Source organism: Xenorhabdus sp. XBWT, assembly GCF_059072735.1.
Genome location: NZ_CM180990.1, coordinates 266654 through 283558, shown reverse-complemented (window position 1 = coordinate 283558; position 16905 = coordinate 266654). Strand labels below are relative to the sequence as shown.

The following is a 16905-nucleotide window of genomic DNA, read 5'->3' as shown; positions in this document are numbered from 1 at the left end:
GATTATTCCTTACCGCCCCTGATAGCCCAGAGCTGCATATCTAAATCAGGGAACTCTCCTGATACGTGGAATGCGATGGAATTTCCTTGCTGAATCTCTTTCCATGCCGGACTTTTCTGATCCAGACGGAAGTAGGTATATCCTGAGTGATACGGCAACTGGCGGGGTGCTGCGGACAATGCAATCAGTGGCACGCCCGGCAATTGAACGCTGACCAGATCGCGGATCTTTTCCATCGAAGTGACTTTGGTTTGCTGGACGAACTGGCGACGCAACTGCTCCTGTGGCGTGCTGGCGCTGATTGCCAGTACGAACTCAGCTTTGCGCAGCAAATCGTTGTCGTGGAGCGTCGCCACACGGATGCCGCCTTCGTTCTGTTTCAGCGCAATAGATGTTGCACGTGGTGTCAGAACGACGTTCAGCGCGTCACGAATTGCGTGCATCACATCCTGAAAGGTATCTGTCAGGTTATTGTGGTCATAGGCCAAGACATTACCCGGCAAGCGGCTTGCATCGGTGAACGTTCTCAGCTCACCACACGTCTGGAGCAGTTCGGTATATAAATACAGTGGGTGCAGAACGGTCTGTTTTGCATAGTGGTTGTACAGCGGCTGAACGCGGTTCAGCAGTTGCAGCATCATAAACTCAGCCACATCCGCAACACCTTGCTGGCCCGGTGAACCGATACGTTTTGCCAATGTTCTTGAACGCTCTGTCAGCAGGCCGTCTATTTCCACCATAAAGCGCCTGAGCTTATCGGCCACGAAGATCGACAAACATGTCGGAATAAATTCGTTATCCAGAACGATGGTGCCATCTTTTTGCTTTTCTTTGATGCGGCACAGTGGGATCGCCGTATAAGCACTCATATCCTCGGAGCCTTGCATCAGGATCGGTGTCAATTGGGCAAGGTTAAGAGCGAAGGAGTCACCGCCCTTGGTATGCAAGTCACGGACATCGGTAGGCAGTTCCCGATAACGCACAGCGCTCTGGATTTCTGAATCCCGATCAGCAACTTCCCGAATGGTGTCGCTGGACATTGGCAATGCCAGATAGATATCTTTGCTTTTCAGATCATTGATGTTTTCGATATCCAGTGGTTTTGGCAATAAATCTTGGCCCGGCGCAGAAAATATAGTGCCATCCGGCATAATGCCGCTGGCTTCAGTAATGCCGATGCGCCCCAGTTTAAGTAAATCATCATTGATGCTCAGGGAACTGAAACCATGCGCATAAGGTGTCAATACTGAAACCAGACTATGTGCCAGATAATCAATGTGCTTTTGTTGCTGCTGAAAATGTTGTGGTTTGATGAATAATCCTTCGTGCCAAATCACCCGATTTTTACCCGGCATGATTACTCCTCCTCTTTTCTAAGTTCTACGTCGTTATTTCTGACATGCACCAAGATGTGGTAATGGCGGCCGATGTCTTTTACTCGGATGATCTTTTTCCATTCAGATTGATTTGCATCTGCATAGTGAACAATGACACCGATGTAACGGTTTTTCTTTTCCAGTATGATGGCTTCCAGAGGCTTGAATTGCCCCGGCAACAAGGTGTAATCCTGATGATCGATGTAGTTTTTCCCCAGCGCCTTTTCGAGTTTGTCGCTTTCCAGCTGGTCGTAATCGGCAGCCAAAAAACGTGAATCTTCACTGAGATAAACCAGGTTCATTTCAACAGGAGCCGCTTCACCACTTTCATTGGGGTTGATGTCGGGTTCGGCCAGCAATGTAATGTTGGCAACAGAGGGCTGATCATCAGGTGTTCCTACCGGAGTGGAAGGATCCCAGATAACTTGCCCCACTTTTTTCGTTGCGTTCCATGCACTGCTACAACCGTTCAGCAACATCGCTGACAGCAATAAAATCCCTACAGCCCAAATCCGGCGACTAGCGGAATGTGTCATTGCTGGATTCCTCTAAGCCCTGACGCAGTGCGCGGTCATAAGCCTGCTCATACACCTCGCGGAATAGCTTTTCGAACCCTTGCTGGCGGCTGGACGCTAGTTCATGGTAATAGTTGGTGTACATTTCCCAAGCCCAGGATGCATCTTTATTCTTGACTTCGTTGCTACGACGGTAATGTGAGAAACGACGAAGCAGTTGTTCCGGAGAAAATGCATCCAGCATGGTGTCCAACGCAGCAGAAATCGCAGTCCGGTTGGCCTGATAATGCAGTTGCAGGTTTTGCAGACTTTCCGCTACGGCAGCAGGAGCAGACAGGTGAACCGGGCTTTTCTGATCGGAGAACATCACCTGCATGGTGGTGTCATAATCCATGTTCAGGCGCAGCGGGTTATCTTCAATAGGGCGAAGTTGTTTATCACGCAATCCATGCTGTTCGCGCTGGAGAGCCAATAACCCTTCAATCGCGGCTTTCATGGTTTTACCCATCTCTTGTAGAAAATCATTCGCCTGCTGGCTGTCGTGCAAAGGCAATCGAGCCTCCAGCCCACGCATGAGCGGAGTAATTGCAACATGATCAACATCCATATCTTCGTACTGCCTATCGGACGCGATATCCGGTAAATCAAGGAACTCCTGATCCATAACACTGCCTCGGTTATCAGAAATAGGGTTGGCAAATGGGGGTGATTGATAATGATCCGGCGGCAAAAGCTGCTCGGTATCATCAGCTTCAACCTGTGGTTTCAGGGTAGTCAGACTCTCACTGTCGAGCACTCTGAGTGGATCATCACTAAAACGGTGCATAACCGTCGGAGCTACGCTTTCATCATGGGCAAATGCGGATTTTTGCGCCGGAGCACCTTCCATCATGGCATCCAGCGGGTTGCTGTAACTGGAGACCAGCGACTCAGGCGATACGGTTGAAGGATCGACACGATCTGTCTCAAAAAAACTGATGTGGATCTTGACGGATAAGTTTCCTACTTTGATCTGATCGCCCTGCTGCAAACGAATCAGACTTGACTGAGGTGTCAATGTTGCATTATTGATTTTTACTGGTTCAGCGAGCACTTGCAGGCAGAATGCCCCATCCTGCCATTTGATGGCGAATTGTGATGGGTGGACATTGCCCTGCTGATCCTGCACAGACCAAAGATGGCTTTCACTGCTACCGACCGTACCGCCCTGTGCCGAGAACTGGCAACTGGCAGCTTTACCACTTTCTAGCTGTTCACTGTTAAGAACCCGCAATGAAAGGATTGGTTGATGTTTTTCCATAGTCGTTATTCCATAACTGAAATTGTGACAAAGGGTTTCTTTTCCGGTTCGCCGAGAAAACTGGTCCACCCCAGATGGTTATTCTCCTTAGCCCCCAACACCATGCCGCTAACCTGATTTTCAGCCAGCCCAAGACGTAGTTCCCAAGAGAACTGGCTGCGCATGACGAAAGAAATGAACATCACCAGGGGGAGATAATTCTTTCCGTCGGGCAGGAATGACAGAAACCGATCACGGGTCAAATCATTGATGCTTAGCAGGAATTTTCCACTGTAATCCCCGACCCATGAGCCGATGGTGAAGTTGTGTCCCAACACGGACAGCTCGGTGTCCCCGATTTTCTGTCCTTTATTGGTTCCTCCCAGACGGTTCTGTTGATCCATTGGGATCGTGACCTTCCTGAATTGCCAACCGTGCAAGGTAACGTCATGCAAATCAAAACTGTGGGAAACAAGGCTGCATATCACTTCCGGTGAACGACCGGGGCTAGCCAGCAATCCGGCATACGCCAGCATTTTGCTGTGGTTGATGTTCAGCATCCGGCGGTTGACATCACTGCCCAGACCGACGAGCGAGAACATACGCTGGGAGAAGTTATCTTCCCCACCCTGCCTGAAACAGATGTAATAGCGGTATTTCCGCCAGATTTGGTGCAGGAGAGTGATTAGACGATGGTTAAAAAGGTTGAGAAAATCCGTCAGGCGGTTTTCTCCCTGAGCGTCTTCCCATGCCAGTGAATCCAGATAGTAGCCTGGCATCGGAGACTGGCTTCCGTGCAACCCCATAAAGGAAACTTCCAGTTCGAAGTATCCCTTTCTGGACTGCGCGAGTGAGATGACATCACGGGTCGGGAACGCCAGACTGGCACTGGAACGGAAACGGATAGACTCAAGATCGGCACGATCTGTTTCTCCGGTTTTTTCCCACGCTACCGCAAGTTGGTTGAGCAACTCAACCAACTGGTAAAAATTATACTGTGAGATGTCCAATGCCAGCGGTGTGGCAGGCTCCTGCTCAGTGATTACATCAACGAGTGTTGACCTATCTGTACCGGCCATTCATAACATTCCTGATTATCTAAATTGATTACCTTCAACATATGAAAAGCGTTGACGCTGGCATACAGTGAGAAAAACCGTGACAGAACCGTACTGAATAGATAAAGCTCGCCTTCTGAGCTGAATGCCTGCTGCCGGATATACAACGTTGAGCGCAATCCGCGCACAGGCTGCCCACGGAAAAGACGATCTGTCGGTTCTGTTTCAATCTTTTCAATGGCATCGAGCCGTTTCTGCGATGAGCGTTTGGACTGTCGGTTGTGAATACTTGGGAAATCGTAAGTACGCAGTACCTGTTTCAACGCGTCCCTGTCCAACAGTGACATATAGTTCAGCGACATATTCGACAGCAGTGACCAGTGCAACCCGCCATCCAGCAAAGGATAGAGGGGGACTGACGGCCGGGTGATATTGCGGAATGTCGCAAATGACGGGCTGCCGATGGAGGGATAATTGATGTCGCCAACACGCAGCTCTAACGGCAGTTCACGGTTGGTACAGGTCAAGCTGATAGAGACATTTTCTTTCAGCTTGAGTCTGAGCAGATTGGATTCATCTCCCCGTACAAATGAGATGAAATGTTCCAGCCCCCTGCGGAAAGGAGATTCTTTCACCCGAAGACGGTAAAAACGCATTGAGTTTTCGTCTTCGTTATCAATCTGGTGATTGAAACTCTCAAAAGGCGTATAAACACGTCCGCCAATACGGGCACGACTGCGTTCGCCATTCTCACCTGTCAACCAACTTTCCACCCCATCCACGGAGAAAATGTCGTAATTATCCGGGAAACTGTAACTGGCCTTCAGGGGATATTCAGTCTGGCTACCATTGAGTTCAATCGCTTCACTATCCATCGGGAACAGGTTGATCGCCGGTGTACAGTGCAGGCGAAAAGTATCATGGCGGATCTTGGCTTCTGGTGGCAGTGCCTGAGAAAAATGTAAATTCAGTTTGAAATCTTTGGTTTTGAGATCTTCAGGCAGTTCCGGGAAACCTTTCACATCAAAAAACAGGAAGCTTTCCGCAAAGCAGAAGTATTCCTGCAATATGCGGTATCCCATATAGGCGTTTTTCGGGTATGGCAACAGTGCATCTTCCCGCTCAAATCCCACTGGTACAAAATCAAAATCCGGTAGAGGGATTACCTCATCACCCACCACCAATTCCGCTTTTCTGAAGTAATAGCAGAGCCAGAAATAGAGTTGAGACGTAGTATAGTCATCACCACTCAGATAAAAGCGCAGTTTATCCAGTTCCAATTCGTGCAGATTCAGCTCGGTTTTCGAGGCAAAATTCAGGCCAATGATCCCGTTTTCATTACTGTTATTGACGGAAATGTCACGGAGGGAAAGCGGAAACAGCCAAACATCACGGCAGAGCGTGAAAGTACAACGGCCATGATCGTCTTTTATACCACCGGATTTTTCGTTCGAATAAATATCATCTTGAGTTGACAACGTGTGACTCATAATCTGCGCGCCACGCTTGACCTGTGTCGCTTTCGTCACAACGCTTTCATCAGGGGTATATTCGATGATGGTCATGCTCGGGGTCGGGCGCAGATAGTTCGGCCAAAGCATATTGAGCAGGCCGTGGGTCAATTCAGGGAACTGATCATCAATCTTTGCCCGCAGGTTGCCCGTCAGAAATGCAAAACCTTCAAGCAAACGCTCAACGTCGGGATCAGAACCTTGTTCTGACAGAAATGCGGCAAGATGAGGACGCTCAACTGCGGCTTCTTTTCCCAGTTGTCGCAGATAGTTCAATTCATCTCTGAAATATTTTTCAAATGACATTTATTGAGTTCGCTCCAGGCAATAGCGCCGGTTGTTATCCAGCTGGATGCTAAATTCCACAAGGTCGTTGATATCATCCAGAGATATTTCAGCGCTGATATGAAAGCTCAACAACAACGGATCTGAATCATCATTGATGGCACTGACAGAAACCGCTGATATTCTTGGCTCATAATTTCTGATGCACTCTTCAATCGCCCATTCGATACTTTGCTTGAAATCCACCGATGTCGCAGTCGCATCATTGAGGTCAATGACACCTAATTCAACAGCGCTTTGGCAGGCACCGGGACGGGAATTAAGCACTTCATTCAAATGCTTCTTGATAGAATCAAGCAGTGCACGCATCCTTGACTGACGGGAAGAGCCGGAGCTCTTCCCTTGAATGCGCTCGAACAGACTGGCAGAGCTGCCTCTGTTCCAACTGTACAGCGCAGCCATGATTATTCCTTATCCAAACGTCCAACCAGAGACAGCTCGAAGCTTGCACCCATATATTTGAAATGTGGGCGAACCTGCATAGCAACCTGATACCAGCCCGGATCACCTTCAACATCCAGAACCTTAATTTCAGCAGCACGCAGAGGACGACGGCTACGAACATCAGTTGGTGGGTTTTCCTGATCAGCAATGTACTGTTTCAGCCACATGTTCAGTTCACGCTCCAGATCCTGACGCTCTTTCCAAGAGCCTATCTGTTCACGCTGCAACACTTTGATGTAGTGAGCCAGACGGTTAATGATGAACATGTAAGGAAGCTGCGTACCCAACTTATAGTTGGTTTCCGCATTTTTCCCTTCACGGGTATTCGGGAATACTTTTGGCTTCTGAACTGAGTTTGCAGAGAAAAATGCGGCGTTATCACTGCCTTTACGCATGGTCAGCGTGATGAAACCTTCTTCTGCCAGTTCAAATTCACGACGGTCAGTGATCAGAACTTCAGTTGGGATCTTCGCCTGAACCTGACCCATTGCTTCATACAGGTGAACAGGCAGATCGCTTACCGCACCACCGCTTTGTGGACCAATGATGTTAGGACACCAGCGATATTTCGCGAAGCTGTCAGTCAGGCAACTTGCCAGTAAGTATGCTGTGTTGCCCCACAGGAAGTGTTCGTGGTCACGGCTGACATTTTCCTGATAGTTGAAGTTTTTGATTGGATTTTCAACGTTGGAATAAGGCAGACGCAGCAAGAAACGCGGTGCGGTCAGACCTAAGTAACGTGAGTCTTCAGATTCACGCAGCGCACGCCATTTAGTATGTGAAGGGCCTTCGAAAACAGACTTCAGGTCCTTGATGGCTGGCAGGTCAGTAAAGTTGTTAACACCAAAGAATTCCGGAGAAACTGAAGACAGGAACGGCGCATGAGCCATTGCACCGACAGAACTGACATACTGCATCAGTTTAATGTCAGGAGTGGTATTGTTGAACGCATAGTTACCGATGACAGCAGCAACAGGTTCACCACCAAACTGACCGTAGCCTGTGGAATAAACGTGTTTGTAAAAGCCGGACTGGATAATTTCAGGTGAGAATTCAAAATCTTCTAACAATTCGTCTTTCGTCGCATGAATGACGTTGATTTTGATGTTTTCACGGAAATCAGTGCGATCTACCAGAATTTTCAGTGAACGCCAGGAAGATTCCAGTTCCTGGAATTGCTTAGCATGCAGAATTTCATCCATCTGCTCACTCAGCTTTTTATCCAGCTCAACGATCATTTTATCAACGAGTAATTTATTAATAGGTTCTTCGTTAGAGCCAGTATCCAGAATACTGCCGATAAACGCGGCGACACCCTGCTTAGCGATATAGTAGCCGTCATTTTCCGGGGTCATTCTTGCCTGAGACATGATCTCATCAAGCAAGGAGGTCGTTGCGCCGGAAGCAATAGCTGTGCTGTTTTCTTCGTGCTGAGCCATTTAAAAATTCCTTTACCAGTTATTTTTTATTGACGATTTCAAGTTCTTTCAGGAGTTGCTCACGAACGGATTCATCATCCAGCAGTGACTGCAAGCGAGTACGAAATGCTGGGATATTTCCCAATGGACCTTTTAAAGCAACCAATGCTTCACGAAGTTCAAGAAGTTTATTTAATTCAGGGACTTTCTTCGCGACATTATCTGGTGAAAAATCGTTCAGGGATTTTATTTCCAGATTAACTGGCAAGTCTTCTTCGCTTTTTTCATCAAGGCGGTTAGGAACATTAAAAGTCAGATTGATGTTCGCTTCATTCATTACGGCATTAAAATTGTTCTTATTGATAGAAACTGTTTGCCGTTCTTCAATTGGTGTATCTTCGGTTTTTCCTTTTAAGTCACCAACAACCAGAAGATTCAGAGGTAATTCAACTTCTGCGGTCTGGTCACCGTTATTAGGAACATACTTAATATTAATTCTTTCTTTCGGAGCTACGCTACCTGGACTATTCTTACTCATATTTGAATCCTTTGGCTAATACAACCATGAACTGTCTGACAACCCATTATTGGTAAGAGAATGATTCCAATGTTTATCCATATAAAAAAAGTACGGCAAAACTCCCTAAAAAATAGGCTAGAGAAGGCAACCGTATTTGTAGATACGAATGATTTTATTTCAACATATAGTTAAATAATCAGATATATCCTATTCAGTTATTATACAACCGTGGAAATAACATCGATATGAAAAACCGTCAAGTTCGAGTTTGACACTTTATTTTTTTGATGTAAAGCCAAAACACAAATTGATAAATACCGCTATTCAAGCTTTTAATCTCTTTATGTCAACTCATAGCAAGTTATAAACATTTTTCTCTCCTAAAATAGAGAAAAGCTTGGTTTTACTCGCTGCAAGAGTGTGCAGTCCCATTACATATCAATTGTATAAAAAGAAATGTTTTCATCTTATTACGAATAAAACATAACCCGCAAAAACTCTCCTGATAATTATGGTAAATATCATTTTACATTCTATTTTTATTAATTGCGCCTCATAATAACCTAAATTTTTTTCATTTTTTTGATCCGGTTAACATTTTTCAGATGATCATAAAATACATTCAACTTAAAAATAAAAACAACTTATAAATCAAAGCATTGAATGCGCGCAAAGTTTTGAGGCTATTTTTAAACCAGTTGAACAATCTTGTTTTATATAAATATTCAGACATAAATTTTACAACGGCAATGATTATAAAATTTCCATTTGCCATTGAATTGTGACATGAGTTGCATTTTTTAAATAACTTTGCATTAGAAAATTTCAGCTTTATTATTCGCCCCGAGTGTTTGGCAAGCGATAATTTCATTTGATTAATAAATGGAATAATCACGCTAGGAATTAACACTTACACTAATATTGGTAAATTTTTATAGGATATTCATATGCCAACTCCATGTTATATTTCCATTAATGGTAAAACTCAGGGCAATATTACCGCTGGCGCATTCACCGCTGAATCCGTAGGTAATATCTTTGTTCAGGGCCACGAAGACGAAATGCTGGTTCAGGAATTTGACCACATCGTGACTGTTCCTACTGACCCACAGTCTGGACAGCCTTCTGGTCAACGTGCACATAAGCCATTCCGCTTTACTGTTGCTTTGAATAAAGCAGTTCCTCTGCTTTACAACGCACTGGCTTCCGGCGAAATGCTGCCTACTGTAGAGCTGAAGTGGTACCGTACTTCTATCGAAGGTAAACAAGAGCACTTCTTTACTACTAAACTGGTAGATGCAACTATCGTTGATATCGATTGCAAAATGCCACACTGCCAGGACCCAGCAAAAGCTGAATTCACTCAGTTGGTTCGTGTTTCTCTGTCTTATCGTAAGATCGAGTGGGAACACACTACTGCAGGTACTTCTGGTTCTGACGACTGGCGTGCGCCAATTGTTGCTTAATATCTTATTCATTAAGAATTAAGTAATAATCTTTCAGCCAATGAATGTTATTCATTGGCTGAATCAATCAGATATATCTCAAAACCCCGCCAATTTACTTTAATCCCTATTATTCTATTTTATATTTACTTTTCTGTTTCTTTCTCACTGTCAAATTTTTATATAGTAATTATTTTCACAATGAATAAATATGAATCACATTCATAATTACATTCGTTATTAGCGCACAAAAAATCATCCAACTAAAAAAAATTCTTTATTTTCTATTTTATATTCTGCCTCTCGAAATCCTTTTATAAAAAGTACATAAGTGAAATTTTTAAGTGAAAAACATAAAGTAAAAAAATAACGCTGATTTTTCCTTATTATTATTCTGATTTTCAAGCAAACAAAAACTCAATTTGACTTACTTCCTAATAATAATGAAAACAATAACTAAATTTAGTTATTATAAATTACTAAATGAAATTTATAATTTTAAATTATGGTTCAGAACAAAAATCAATCATTAATCAGAGCAAAATAAAATATTTTCTATGCTCTAATGCTTAATTAGTAAGCTAGAAAGCTAGAAAGCTTAAAACTAACCCAACACGATACATTCCCCATTAACTATTGTCATTTGGGTATTATCATGATTAAAAGGACAACAATCTTCATCTTATTATTTACGTCATTTCAGGTAAGTTCATCGCCTGACGTGATTCAACCTATTTTCCCTACGAATGACACTTTCTCTACAGATGAAGCAAGAAGAACCTTGCAGGATAGTTCACGGGAAATAGACCAATTAATTGAAGAACGCCGCAATCAGGGGTTAATCAATCGTACAGATAGTGTTTCACCACAAACTGTCTCACCTGTGCTGGTGGAAGCACCGCCATGCTTGGCAGTCAGTGGGGTTTATCTTCAGGGCATTACCTTACTCTCTCTGAGTGATCTGAATACACTCAGTTCCCTGCCCAATAGCTGTATCACCAGTAATGACATCAACAAACTGTCAGCAGAAATCACTAACCTTTATATTGCCAAAGGCTACGTTACGGCACGGATACAATTTATTCCTCCCAATGCAAATGGCGAACTGGGGATCAATGTTGTTGAAGGCTTTGTCGAGGCGATAGAAGGCGATGGCCGTTGGGTCAATAGTCAAATGCTATTCCCACGTTTGACAAATAAGCCGCTCAACCTGAACCAGCTTGATCAAGGGCTAGATCAGGCGAATCGTCTGCAATCAAACAAAGTCACCCTTGATATTCTGCCCGGCACAGTCAGTGGTGGCTCCATCATCAAGCTGCATAATCGACATTCCACCCCGTGGAGAATAACCACGACCACTGATAATTATGGGCAGAAAAGTACAGGGAAGTGGATCACCCGACTCAATGCCAGCATTGATAGCCCATTCGGATTATCTGATTTTGTCAGCCTCAGCGGCAACAGTACCATTGATAAACCCGATACCCAGTACAACCGCGCTTATACCCTGCTTTATTCGCTCCCTTATGGAGCCATGACATTCAGTGGATTCAACAGCCATTCCCAATACATCAGCCACCCCCATTTACAGATGTATTCGCTCAAGCTGCACGGGAATTCACAGCAAACAGGCATTCGTACCGATTGGGTCTTTCATCGTAACCAATCGCAAATCAGCACATTAAACACTCAATTGATTTATAAGGACTACAAGAACTATGCCAATGAGTCAAAAATCGGTATCAATAGCCAGACATTGAGTGTTCTCGAACTGAGTATTAACCATTTACAAATCATTCCTTCAGGGCTGATTTCTCTCAATATGGGCATTGAGCGGGGAATGCCGTGGTTTGGTGCCCAAATCACAACAGCCAAACTGAATAAACAATTTACCAAAGGTAAGTTGTCGGCAAATCTACAACAACGTTTCACGATCTTTGGTATGCCTTACCGATTTAATAGCCAATTTTATGCTCAATATAGTCAAAGTGGGCTGCCGGGTATTGAGTGGATCAATGTGACCGACCGCAATGCTGTACGAGGATTCAGCAATCATGTGTCATCGGCTGATAACGGATGGTATCTGAGAAATACACTTTCCCGCTCAATACCCATTTCAAAAGGCTCACTTTCGCTGCGTACCGGTGTCGATATCGGCCGGGTTAAAGGCCATCCCCGTCAGGATGACTGGAAAAGCAGTGCCGGATTGAGTGCGGGTCTGACACTGCGCTATCAGCATCTGTTTGCGGATATTGAGGTAAGCCGGGGCAAATATCTTTCTCACCAAAAGAGGAACACGGATGAACCTATGCAGCTGTTAACCCGCTTTTCTTACACTTTTTAATTTCTGAATTAATTATTAGCGCTTTTTTAACCGCAGCCATTCGTAGGGTAATCATTCGTAAAGAATAGTCCCTAGAAAGCCGCACATAGCAATAATGAAAACAAATAGAGGTAATAGCATGAAAAGTAAAAAATTTAAGTTATCTCCCACAGGAAAACTTGCCGCATCTATGGCAATTATCCTGACAACTTGTTCAGTCAGTTTTGCCAATGGGATTACGCCCGGAGGTGATGCCGTACATAGCCCGGATGTTATCCAGTCTGATACCAATGCAACGGTGATAAATATTGTTGCGCCTTCCGAATCCGGGTTATCACATAACCAATATCAGGATTTCAACGTTAACCAAATGGGGGCGGTGTTCAATAACGCCTTAGAAGAGGGCACATCACAACTGGCAGGCCAATTATCTGCTAACGGCAACCTGAATGGGCAGGCCGCCAGTGTGATCTTAAATGAGGTGATTAGCCGCAACCCTTCGTTATTGCTTGGAAAACAGGAAGTGTTTGGCATAGCCGCCGATTATGTGCTGGCAAACCCCAATGGTATCACCTGTAACGGCTGTGGCTTCATCAATACCAATCAAGCCTCATTGGTTGTCGGTAATCCGCTGGTGGAAAATGGTACCCTGCAAGCCTTCAGCACTTTTGATAACCAGAATGCCTTGAATATCATAAACAATGGCTTGTCCCATGATGATGTCCTGAATCTGATTGCGCCTAAAATTAACAGCAATGGTCAGGTTGTTACATCAAAAAACCTCAATATCACGACGGGCAATAACCAGATTTCCACCGATGGCCGAATTCTGGATTCACAACAAGTGAACATCGGCGCACTCGACAGCTATTATCTTGGCAGTATGCAGGCCGGACGCATTCGTCTGCTGAACACCGCGGAAGGAAGCGGTGTTAATCTACAAGGCAAGATGACCGCCGATGACGGTATTGATATTGAATCCTACGGTGATGTGAAGTTGGAAGCCGCTGCCCTGAAAGGCGGGGATATTACCTTGAAAGGCAATAATGTCCTGTCTCAAGGACGTCTGAATCAATCTGCATCAGACAAAACGGGCAGTGGTAACTACAAAGGTTATTTCACAGGTAATTATACTCAACAAGAGCAAATCAGTGAATCTGTTGCCCGTACCCAACTGACAGGCAAGAACATCACATTGGTCGCCAAACAAAACAATCAAGTGATGGCAACTGATATTGACGGGAATAATGTCAGACTGTCTGGTGCCAATCTGAAATTAGATGGACAACAACTTCACCAGCTTGACAGGACAAACAACAATCAATGGAAAATATCCTGGAAATATAGTGTCATCAACGAGAATGAAAAGTATCAGCAAGAGGGCAATACCATTAATGCCAGTGGAAATGTTCATCTCACTGCCAATGAAGGCAATGCAGAGGTACTTGGCAGTCAGATCAAAGCAAAAAATCAACTGACTGTATCCGCTAAGAAAGATGTGAAACTGGCGGGGCTGATGGAATCAGAGACAACCACAGAGAGAGGGTATAAAAAGAACCATACTGCGACATTGCAAACCGGTCACTGGAATAAGGTTAATGCCACTCAGAGAAGCGTCAGCAATAAGTTAAGTTCAGGCGGAGATTTAGGCATCACGGCGGGAGGAAATTCTGATATTACCGGAACTCACATTGACTCAGGCAAAAATCTGATTGTTTCTGCGGGCCAGCAAATCAATATTACCGTTCAATCTCTTGTTGACGATCAGATCCTTGCCAAAGATCAAACTTATTGGCACGGTATGGCTGGCGGCAGCAAGAAAGATCACCGTGATAAATCAGAAACTCACCATATTTCCGAAGTGACGGCAGGCGGACATTTGCTGCTGACCGGCATGAATGGTGTCACTATTACGGGCAGTACAGTCAAAGCCCAACAAGGTGCCTATGTTCAGGCCAATGATGGACAATTAACTGTCGATAACGCTGTCAGCCACACTTATAAAGAGGTGGATGAAAGAAAGGGAACGATCTTCAACATCACTAAAAATACCAATCAAGAACATAACAAGCAGCAAAAATCTTCCGGCAGCCATTTGAGTTCCGATGCAGACCTGAAATTACTCAGCAATAAAGATATCAATGTCATCGGCAGTCTGGCGAAAAGTGTCGGTGAACTGCAACTGAACACTTCAGGCAATATTAATATCCTGAACTATGGTGAGAAAAACCAGTACCAACAGGAAAAAACCAACCTTGATTGGCAGGCCTACGCGAAGGATGTAAAAGATAAGCAATACCGTGTCGGGGTCGGTTTTAACCATACTTTCGATAAATATAGAAACGAAAGTACGACTCAACAGTCATCAGAACTGAATGGCGGTGTTCTCACTGTAAATGCAGGTAGAAATGTGACGGCTACAGGCGCTAATCTGGTGACAACACAGGGCAATGCAAAAATCTCCGGGGATAACGTTGCTCTGCTGGTGGGTGAAAACAGTACATCAACCTCAACCTCACAAGAAAAAACCCGTGGCGGCGTATTTTACACTGGTGGCATGGACAGGTTCGGTAACGGTGCTGAGGGGGGTTACAACAACAATGGTCAATCTCAGACCCAGACAACAGCAGTGGTGACAAACACTCAAGTCTCCGGTGACCTTGGACTGAATGCAATGGGAGAATTGAAGCAACAAGGTACTAACCATCAGGTACAGGGTAGCTATCAGGCCAATGCAGGCAGCATTAAGAATGTTGCAACCACTAACACGGAATCCAGCTCGACCAGTCAATTACAGGTAGGCGGTGAAATCAGTGGCACAGCCGATTACAGTGCAACGACCCGCCCAGTAGAAAAAACGGCCAAAGCCGCCGCAGACAAGAAACTGGATACTTCCGTCACGAAGACAGATCTGCCTAATGTGGGTATTGAAATGGAGATGAATGGCAATAGCCATTACACCAATGACCATAAATCCAATGTGGTGGTAACCACCATTAAGGCTGGCGATGTCAAGGTGATAACAAATGGCGATATTTACGATCAAGGTACGCAATATCAAGCCAATAAAGGTGGTGTATCGCTGACCGCGGGCAGCCATACCAGTGAAGCCGCATTCAATCACCAAAACAGCCAGACCTCTGACACCACAGGTAATGCTAGCTTACGTGTTTACACCAAAACGGGCGCAGATATCTCCGTCAGTGGTAAAGGCAGTGGCAGCTATCAGGAAACCGCTAACAACAATACCAGCGCAGTTAACGGCAGCATCAACGCCCAAAACGGTATTAATGTCCAGGTCACCAGAGATGCACGCTATCAAGGTACATCAATGAATGCGGGCAAGGGTTCAAACAATGTTGATGCAGGTGGAAATATTCAGTTCAACCAAGCCACCCATCGTACTGAGAAACAAAGCACTGGTTACAATGGTGAGATTTCCCTGACCGTGGGAACTGAGCCGGACAAAAAGAACTTCAGTGGTAGTCTCGGTGGCGGTTATAACACAGACAATCAAAGCAATACGACAGCTCAAACCAGCAATATCACAGGTGGGCAGGGTGTCAATCTGAATGCGGGAAATAACTTGGCATTACAAGGCGCCAATGTTTCTGGCAAACAGGTAGATTTAACCGCACAGCGTGGAAAAATCGAACTGACTTCGGCTCAAGATACTGCCAACGCCAATGGCTGGAACGTCGGCGCTAAAGCTAAAGGTGGTATGTCTTCCACCGCCCGCAAAAATGAAGGAGGTGATGATGCGGCAAGTAATACTTCGGCAACCGAAGATTCGGCTAACAAAATCATCGACAACAAATATAACATTGGTGGTGAATTAAAATTCGGGGTTAATCATCTGGATAAAACGACTCACCATAACGCATATGTTTCCGGCGGCAATGTCACGCTGACCAGCGCGGGAGATACCTCACTCAAAGGCGCTAATGTAACGGCTGATCAAGTTTCGGGCAAAGTCGGCGGCAATTTTAATGTCGAAAGCCTCAAAGACAGCACTCATAGCCTGAATGTCGGCCTGGATGCTGGCTTGGGTTATAGCAAAACCGTCAAAGGGGACGATCCTTCTAAAACGAACCTTACTAATACAGCAGAAAACGTGGCTACCGGCACAACTAAAACCGAGGCCACCGGCAATGCCAAAGCCAAAGACAAAGCACCGAGTCTGAAAGATCAGCTGTCCGCGGCTTTCAAAGGCTACAATGGCAAGCTGCAAGGCAATTACAATACCCTCGATAGGGAAGCTGTAGGTAAACAAACAACGCTGACCGGAACTCAAGGAGTCAATCTGGGTATCTCTGGAAATACTTACTTAACTGGCGGCAAAATTGACAGTGTACAAGGACCTGTAACAGTGAATACCCAGCAAATTAACCAGCAAGCTGTAACGGGATACGACAAAGGCAAAGACTTGGGTGTTAACTTATCAGATTCCATCGCAAGTCTGGCTGTCTCTGCACAAAAAGATATTTTTTCCGGCAAAGTGCCTTTTGTGAAAAATGAAAGTCACGACACGGAGCTTCCAACTGTCCACAGTGAAGTTAAGGGTCGCCAATTAGATTGATCATCATGATCTCCAATTGATCCTCTGTACGGTAGCCAATCACACGGCTACCGTATTTTTTAGCCACCGTTCTCTGTTGCTTTTCCATTTTG

The 16905-nt window shown here is 45.0% G+C and carries 11 protein-coding genes; 3 read left to right on the top strand and 8 right to left on the bottom strand.

Features of this window, described 5'->3' with window-relative positions:
- Positions 1-2: 2 nt before the first annotated feature.
- From tssK to tssB, 8 genes are read right to left on the bottom strand one after another with little or no spacing between them, the layout of a single operon-like run.
- Positions 3-1355 carry a type VI secretion system baseplate subunit TssK gene (tssK, locus tag AC5JQI_RS01195; RefSeq protein ID WP_493913448.1) on the bottom strand — a complete coding sequence of 451 codons (1353 nt, stop codon included), beginning with the start codon at positions 1353-1355 and terminating at the stop codon, positions 3-5.
- A gap of 2 nt (positions 1356-1357) precedes the next feature.
- Positions 1358-1912, bottom strand: coding sequence for a type VI secretion system lipoprotein TssJ (gene tssJ, locus AC5JQI_RS01190; RefSeq protein ID WP_493913447.1), 555 nt, complete (start codon positions 1910-1912; stop codon positions 1358-1360).
- Positions 1896-3191, bottom strand: coding sequence for a type VI secretion system-associated FHA domain protein TagH (gene tagH / locus AC5JQI_RS01185; RefSeq protein ID WP_493913446.1), 1296 nt, complete (start codon positions 3189-3191; stop codon positions 1896-1898). Before tagH ends, tssJ begins: the two co-directional genes overlap by 17 nt.
- A gap of 5 nt (positions 3192-3196) precedes the next feature.
- Positions 3197-4249 (bottom strand): type VI secretion system baseplate subunit TssG, encoded by a 1053-nt coding sequence (gene tssG / locus AC5JQI_RS01180; protein ID WP_493913445.1) that lies wholly within the window; start codon positions 4247-4249, stop codon positions 3197-3199.
- Positions 4213-6045, bottom strand: a complete 1833-nt coding sequence (gene tssF, locus AC5JQI_RS01175; RefSeq protein WP_493913444.1) for a type VI secretion system baseplate subunit TssF — start codon at positions 6043-6045, stop codon at positions 4213-4215. Before tssF ends, tssG begins: the two co-directional genes overlap by 37 nt.
- Positions 6046-6486: a type VI secretion system baseplate subunit TssE gene (tssE, locus tag AC5JQI_RS01170; protein WP_237385847.1), complete on the bottom strand. Its 441-nt coding sequence runs from the start codon at positions 6484-6486 to the stop codon at positions 6046-6048.
- 2 nt (positions 6487-6488) lie between these two features.
- On the bottom strand, positions 6489-7967 hold the full coding sequence (gene tssC / locus AC5JQI_RS01165) for a type VI secretion system contractile sheath large subunit (RefSeq protein WP_237385846.1): 1479 nt from the start codon (positions 7965-7967) through the stop codon (positions 6489-6491).
- 19 nt (positions 7968-7986) lie between these two features.
- Positions 7987-8484 carry a type VI secretion system contractile sheath small subunit gene (gene tssB / locus AC5JQI_RS01160; protein ID WP_237385845.1) on the bottom strand — a complete coding sequence of 166 codons (498 nt, stop codon included), beginning with the start codon at positions 8482-8484 and terminating at the stop codon, positions 7987-7989.
- A 929-nt stretch (positions 8485-9413) separates the two neighbouring features.
- Between tssB and AC5JQI_RS01155 the strand changes: the two genes are divergently transcribed.
- The 3 genes from AC5JQI_RS01155 to AC5JQI_RS01145 all read left to right on the top strand — a co-directional run bounded on the left by AC5JQI_RS01155 (position 9414) and on the right by AC5JQI_RS01145 (position 16813).
- Positions 9414-9932 (top strand): Hcp family type VI secretion system effector, encoded by a 519-nt coding sequence (locus tag AC5JQI_RS01155; RefSeq protein WP_237385844.1) that lies wholly within the window; start codon positions 9414-9416, stop codon positions 9930-9932.
- Positions 9933-10566: 634 nt separating this feature from the next.
- Positions 10567-12255, top strand: a complete 1689-nt coding sequence (locus AC5JQI_RS01150; RefSeq protein WP_493913443.1) for a ShlB/FhaC/HecB family hemolysin secretion/activation protein — start codon at positions 10567-10569, stop codon at positions 12253-12255.
- Between the two features lie 118 nt (positions 12256-12373).
- On the top strand, positions 12374-16813 hold the full coding sequence (locus AC5JQI_RS01145; RefSeq protein WP_493913442.1) for a hemagglutinin repeat-containing protein: 4440 nt from the start codon (positions 12374-12376) through the stop codon (positions 16811-16813).
- Positions 16814-16905 lie beyond the last annotated feature (92 nt).

Bases quoted from the DNA above. Each gene is read 5' to 3' on its own strand.
- tssK (WP_493913448.1), bottom strand. From the start codon at position 1,355: ATGCCGGGTAAAAATCGGGTGATTTGGCACGAAGGATTATTCATCAAA.
- tssJ (WP_493913447.1), bottom strand. From the start codon at position 1,912: ATGACACATTCCGCTAGTCGCCGGATTTGGGCTGTAGGGATTTTATTG.
- tagH (WP_493913446.1), bottom strand. From the start codon at position 3,191: ATGGAAAAACATCAACCAATCCTTTCATTGCGGGTTCTTAACAGTGAA.
- tssG (WP_493913445.1), bottom strand. From the start codon at position 4,249: ATGGCCGGTACAGATAGGTCAACACTCGTTGATGTAATCACTGAGCAG.
- tssF (WP_493913444.1), bottom strand. From the start codon at position 6,045: ATGTCATTTGAAAAATATTTCAGAGATGAATTGAACTATCTGCGACAA.
- tssE (WP_237385847.1), bottom strand. From the start codon at position 6,486: ATGGCTGCGCTGTACAGTTGGAACAGAGGCAGCTCTGCCAGTCTGTTC.
- tssC (WP_237385846.1), bottom strand. From the start codon at position 7,967: ATGGCTCAGCACGAAGAAAACAGCACAGCTATTGCTTCCGGCGCAACG.
- tssB (WP_237385845.1), bottom strand. From the start codon at position 8,484: ATGAGTAAGAATAGTCCAGGTAGCGTAGCTCCGAAAGAAAGAATTAAT.
- AC5JQI_RS01155 (WP_237385844.1), top strand. From the start codon at position 9,414: ATGCCAACTCCATGTTATATTTCCATTAATGGTAAAACTCAGGGCAAT.
- AC5JQI_RS01150 (WP_493913443.1), top strand. From the start codon at position 10,567: ATGATTAAAAGGACAACAATCTTCATCTTATTATTTACGTCATTTCAG.
- AC5JQI_RS01145 (WP_493913442.1), top strand. From the start codon at position 12,374: ATGAAAAGTAAAAAATTTAAGTTATCTCCCACAGGAAAACTTGCCGCA.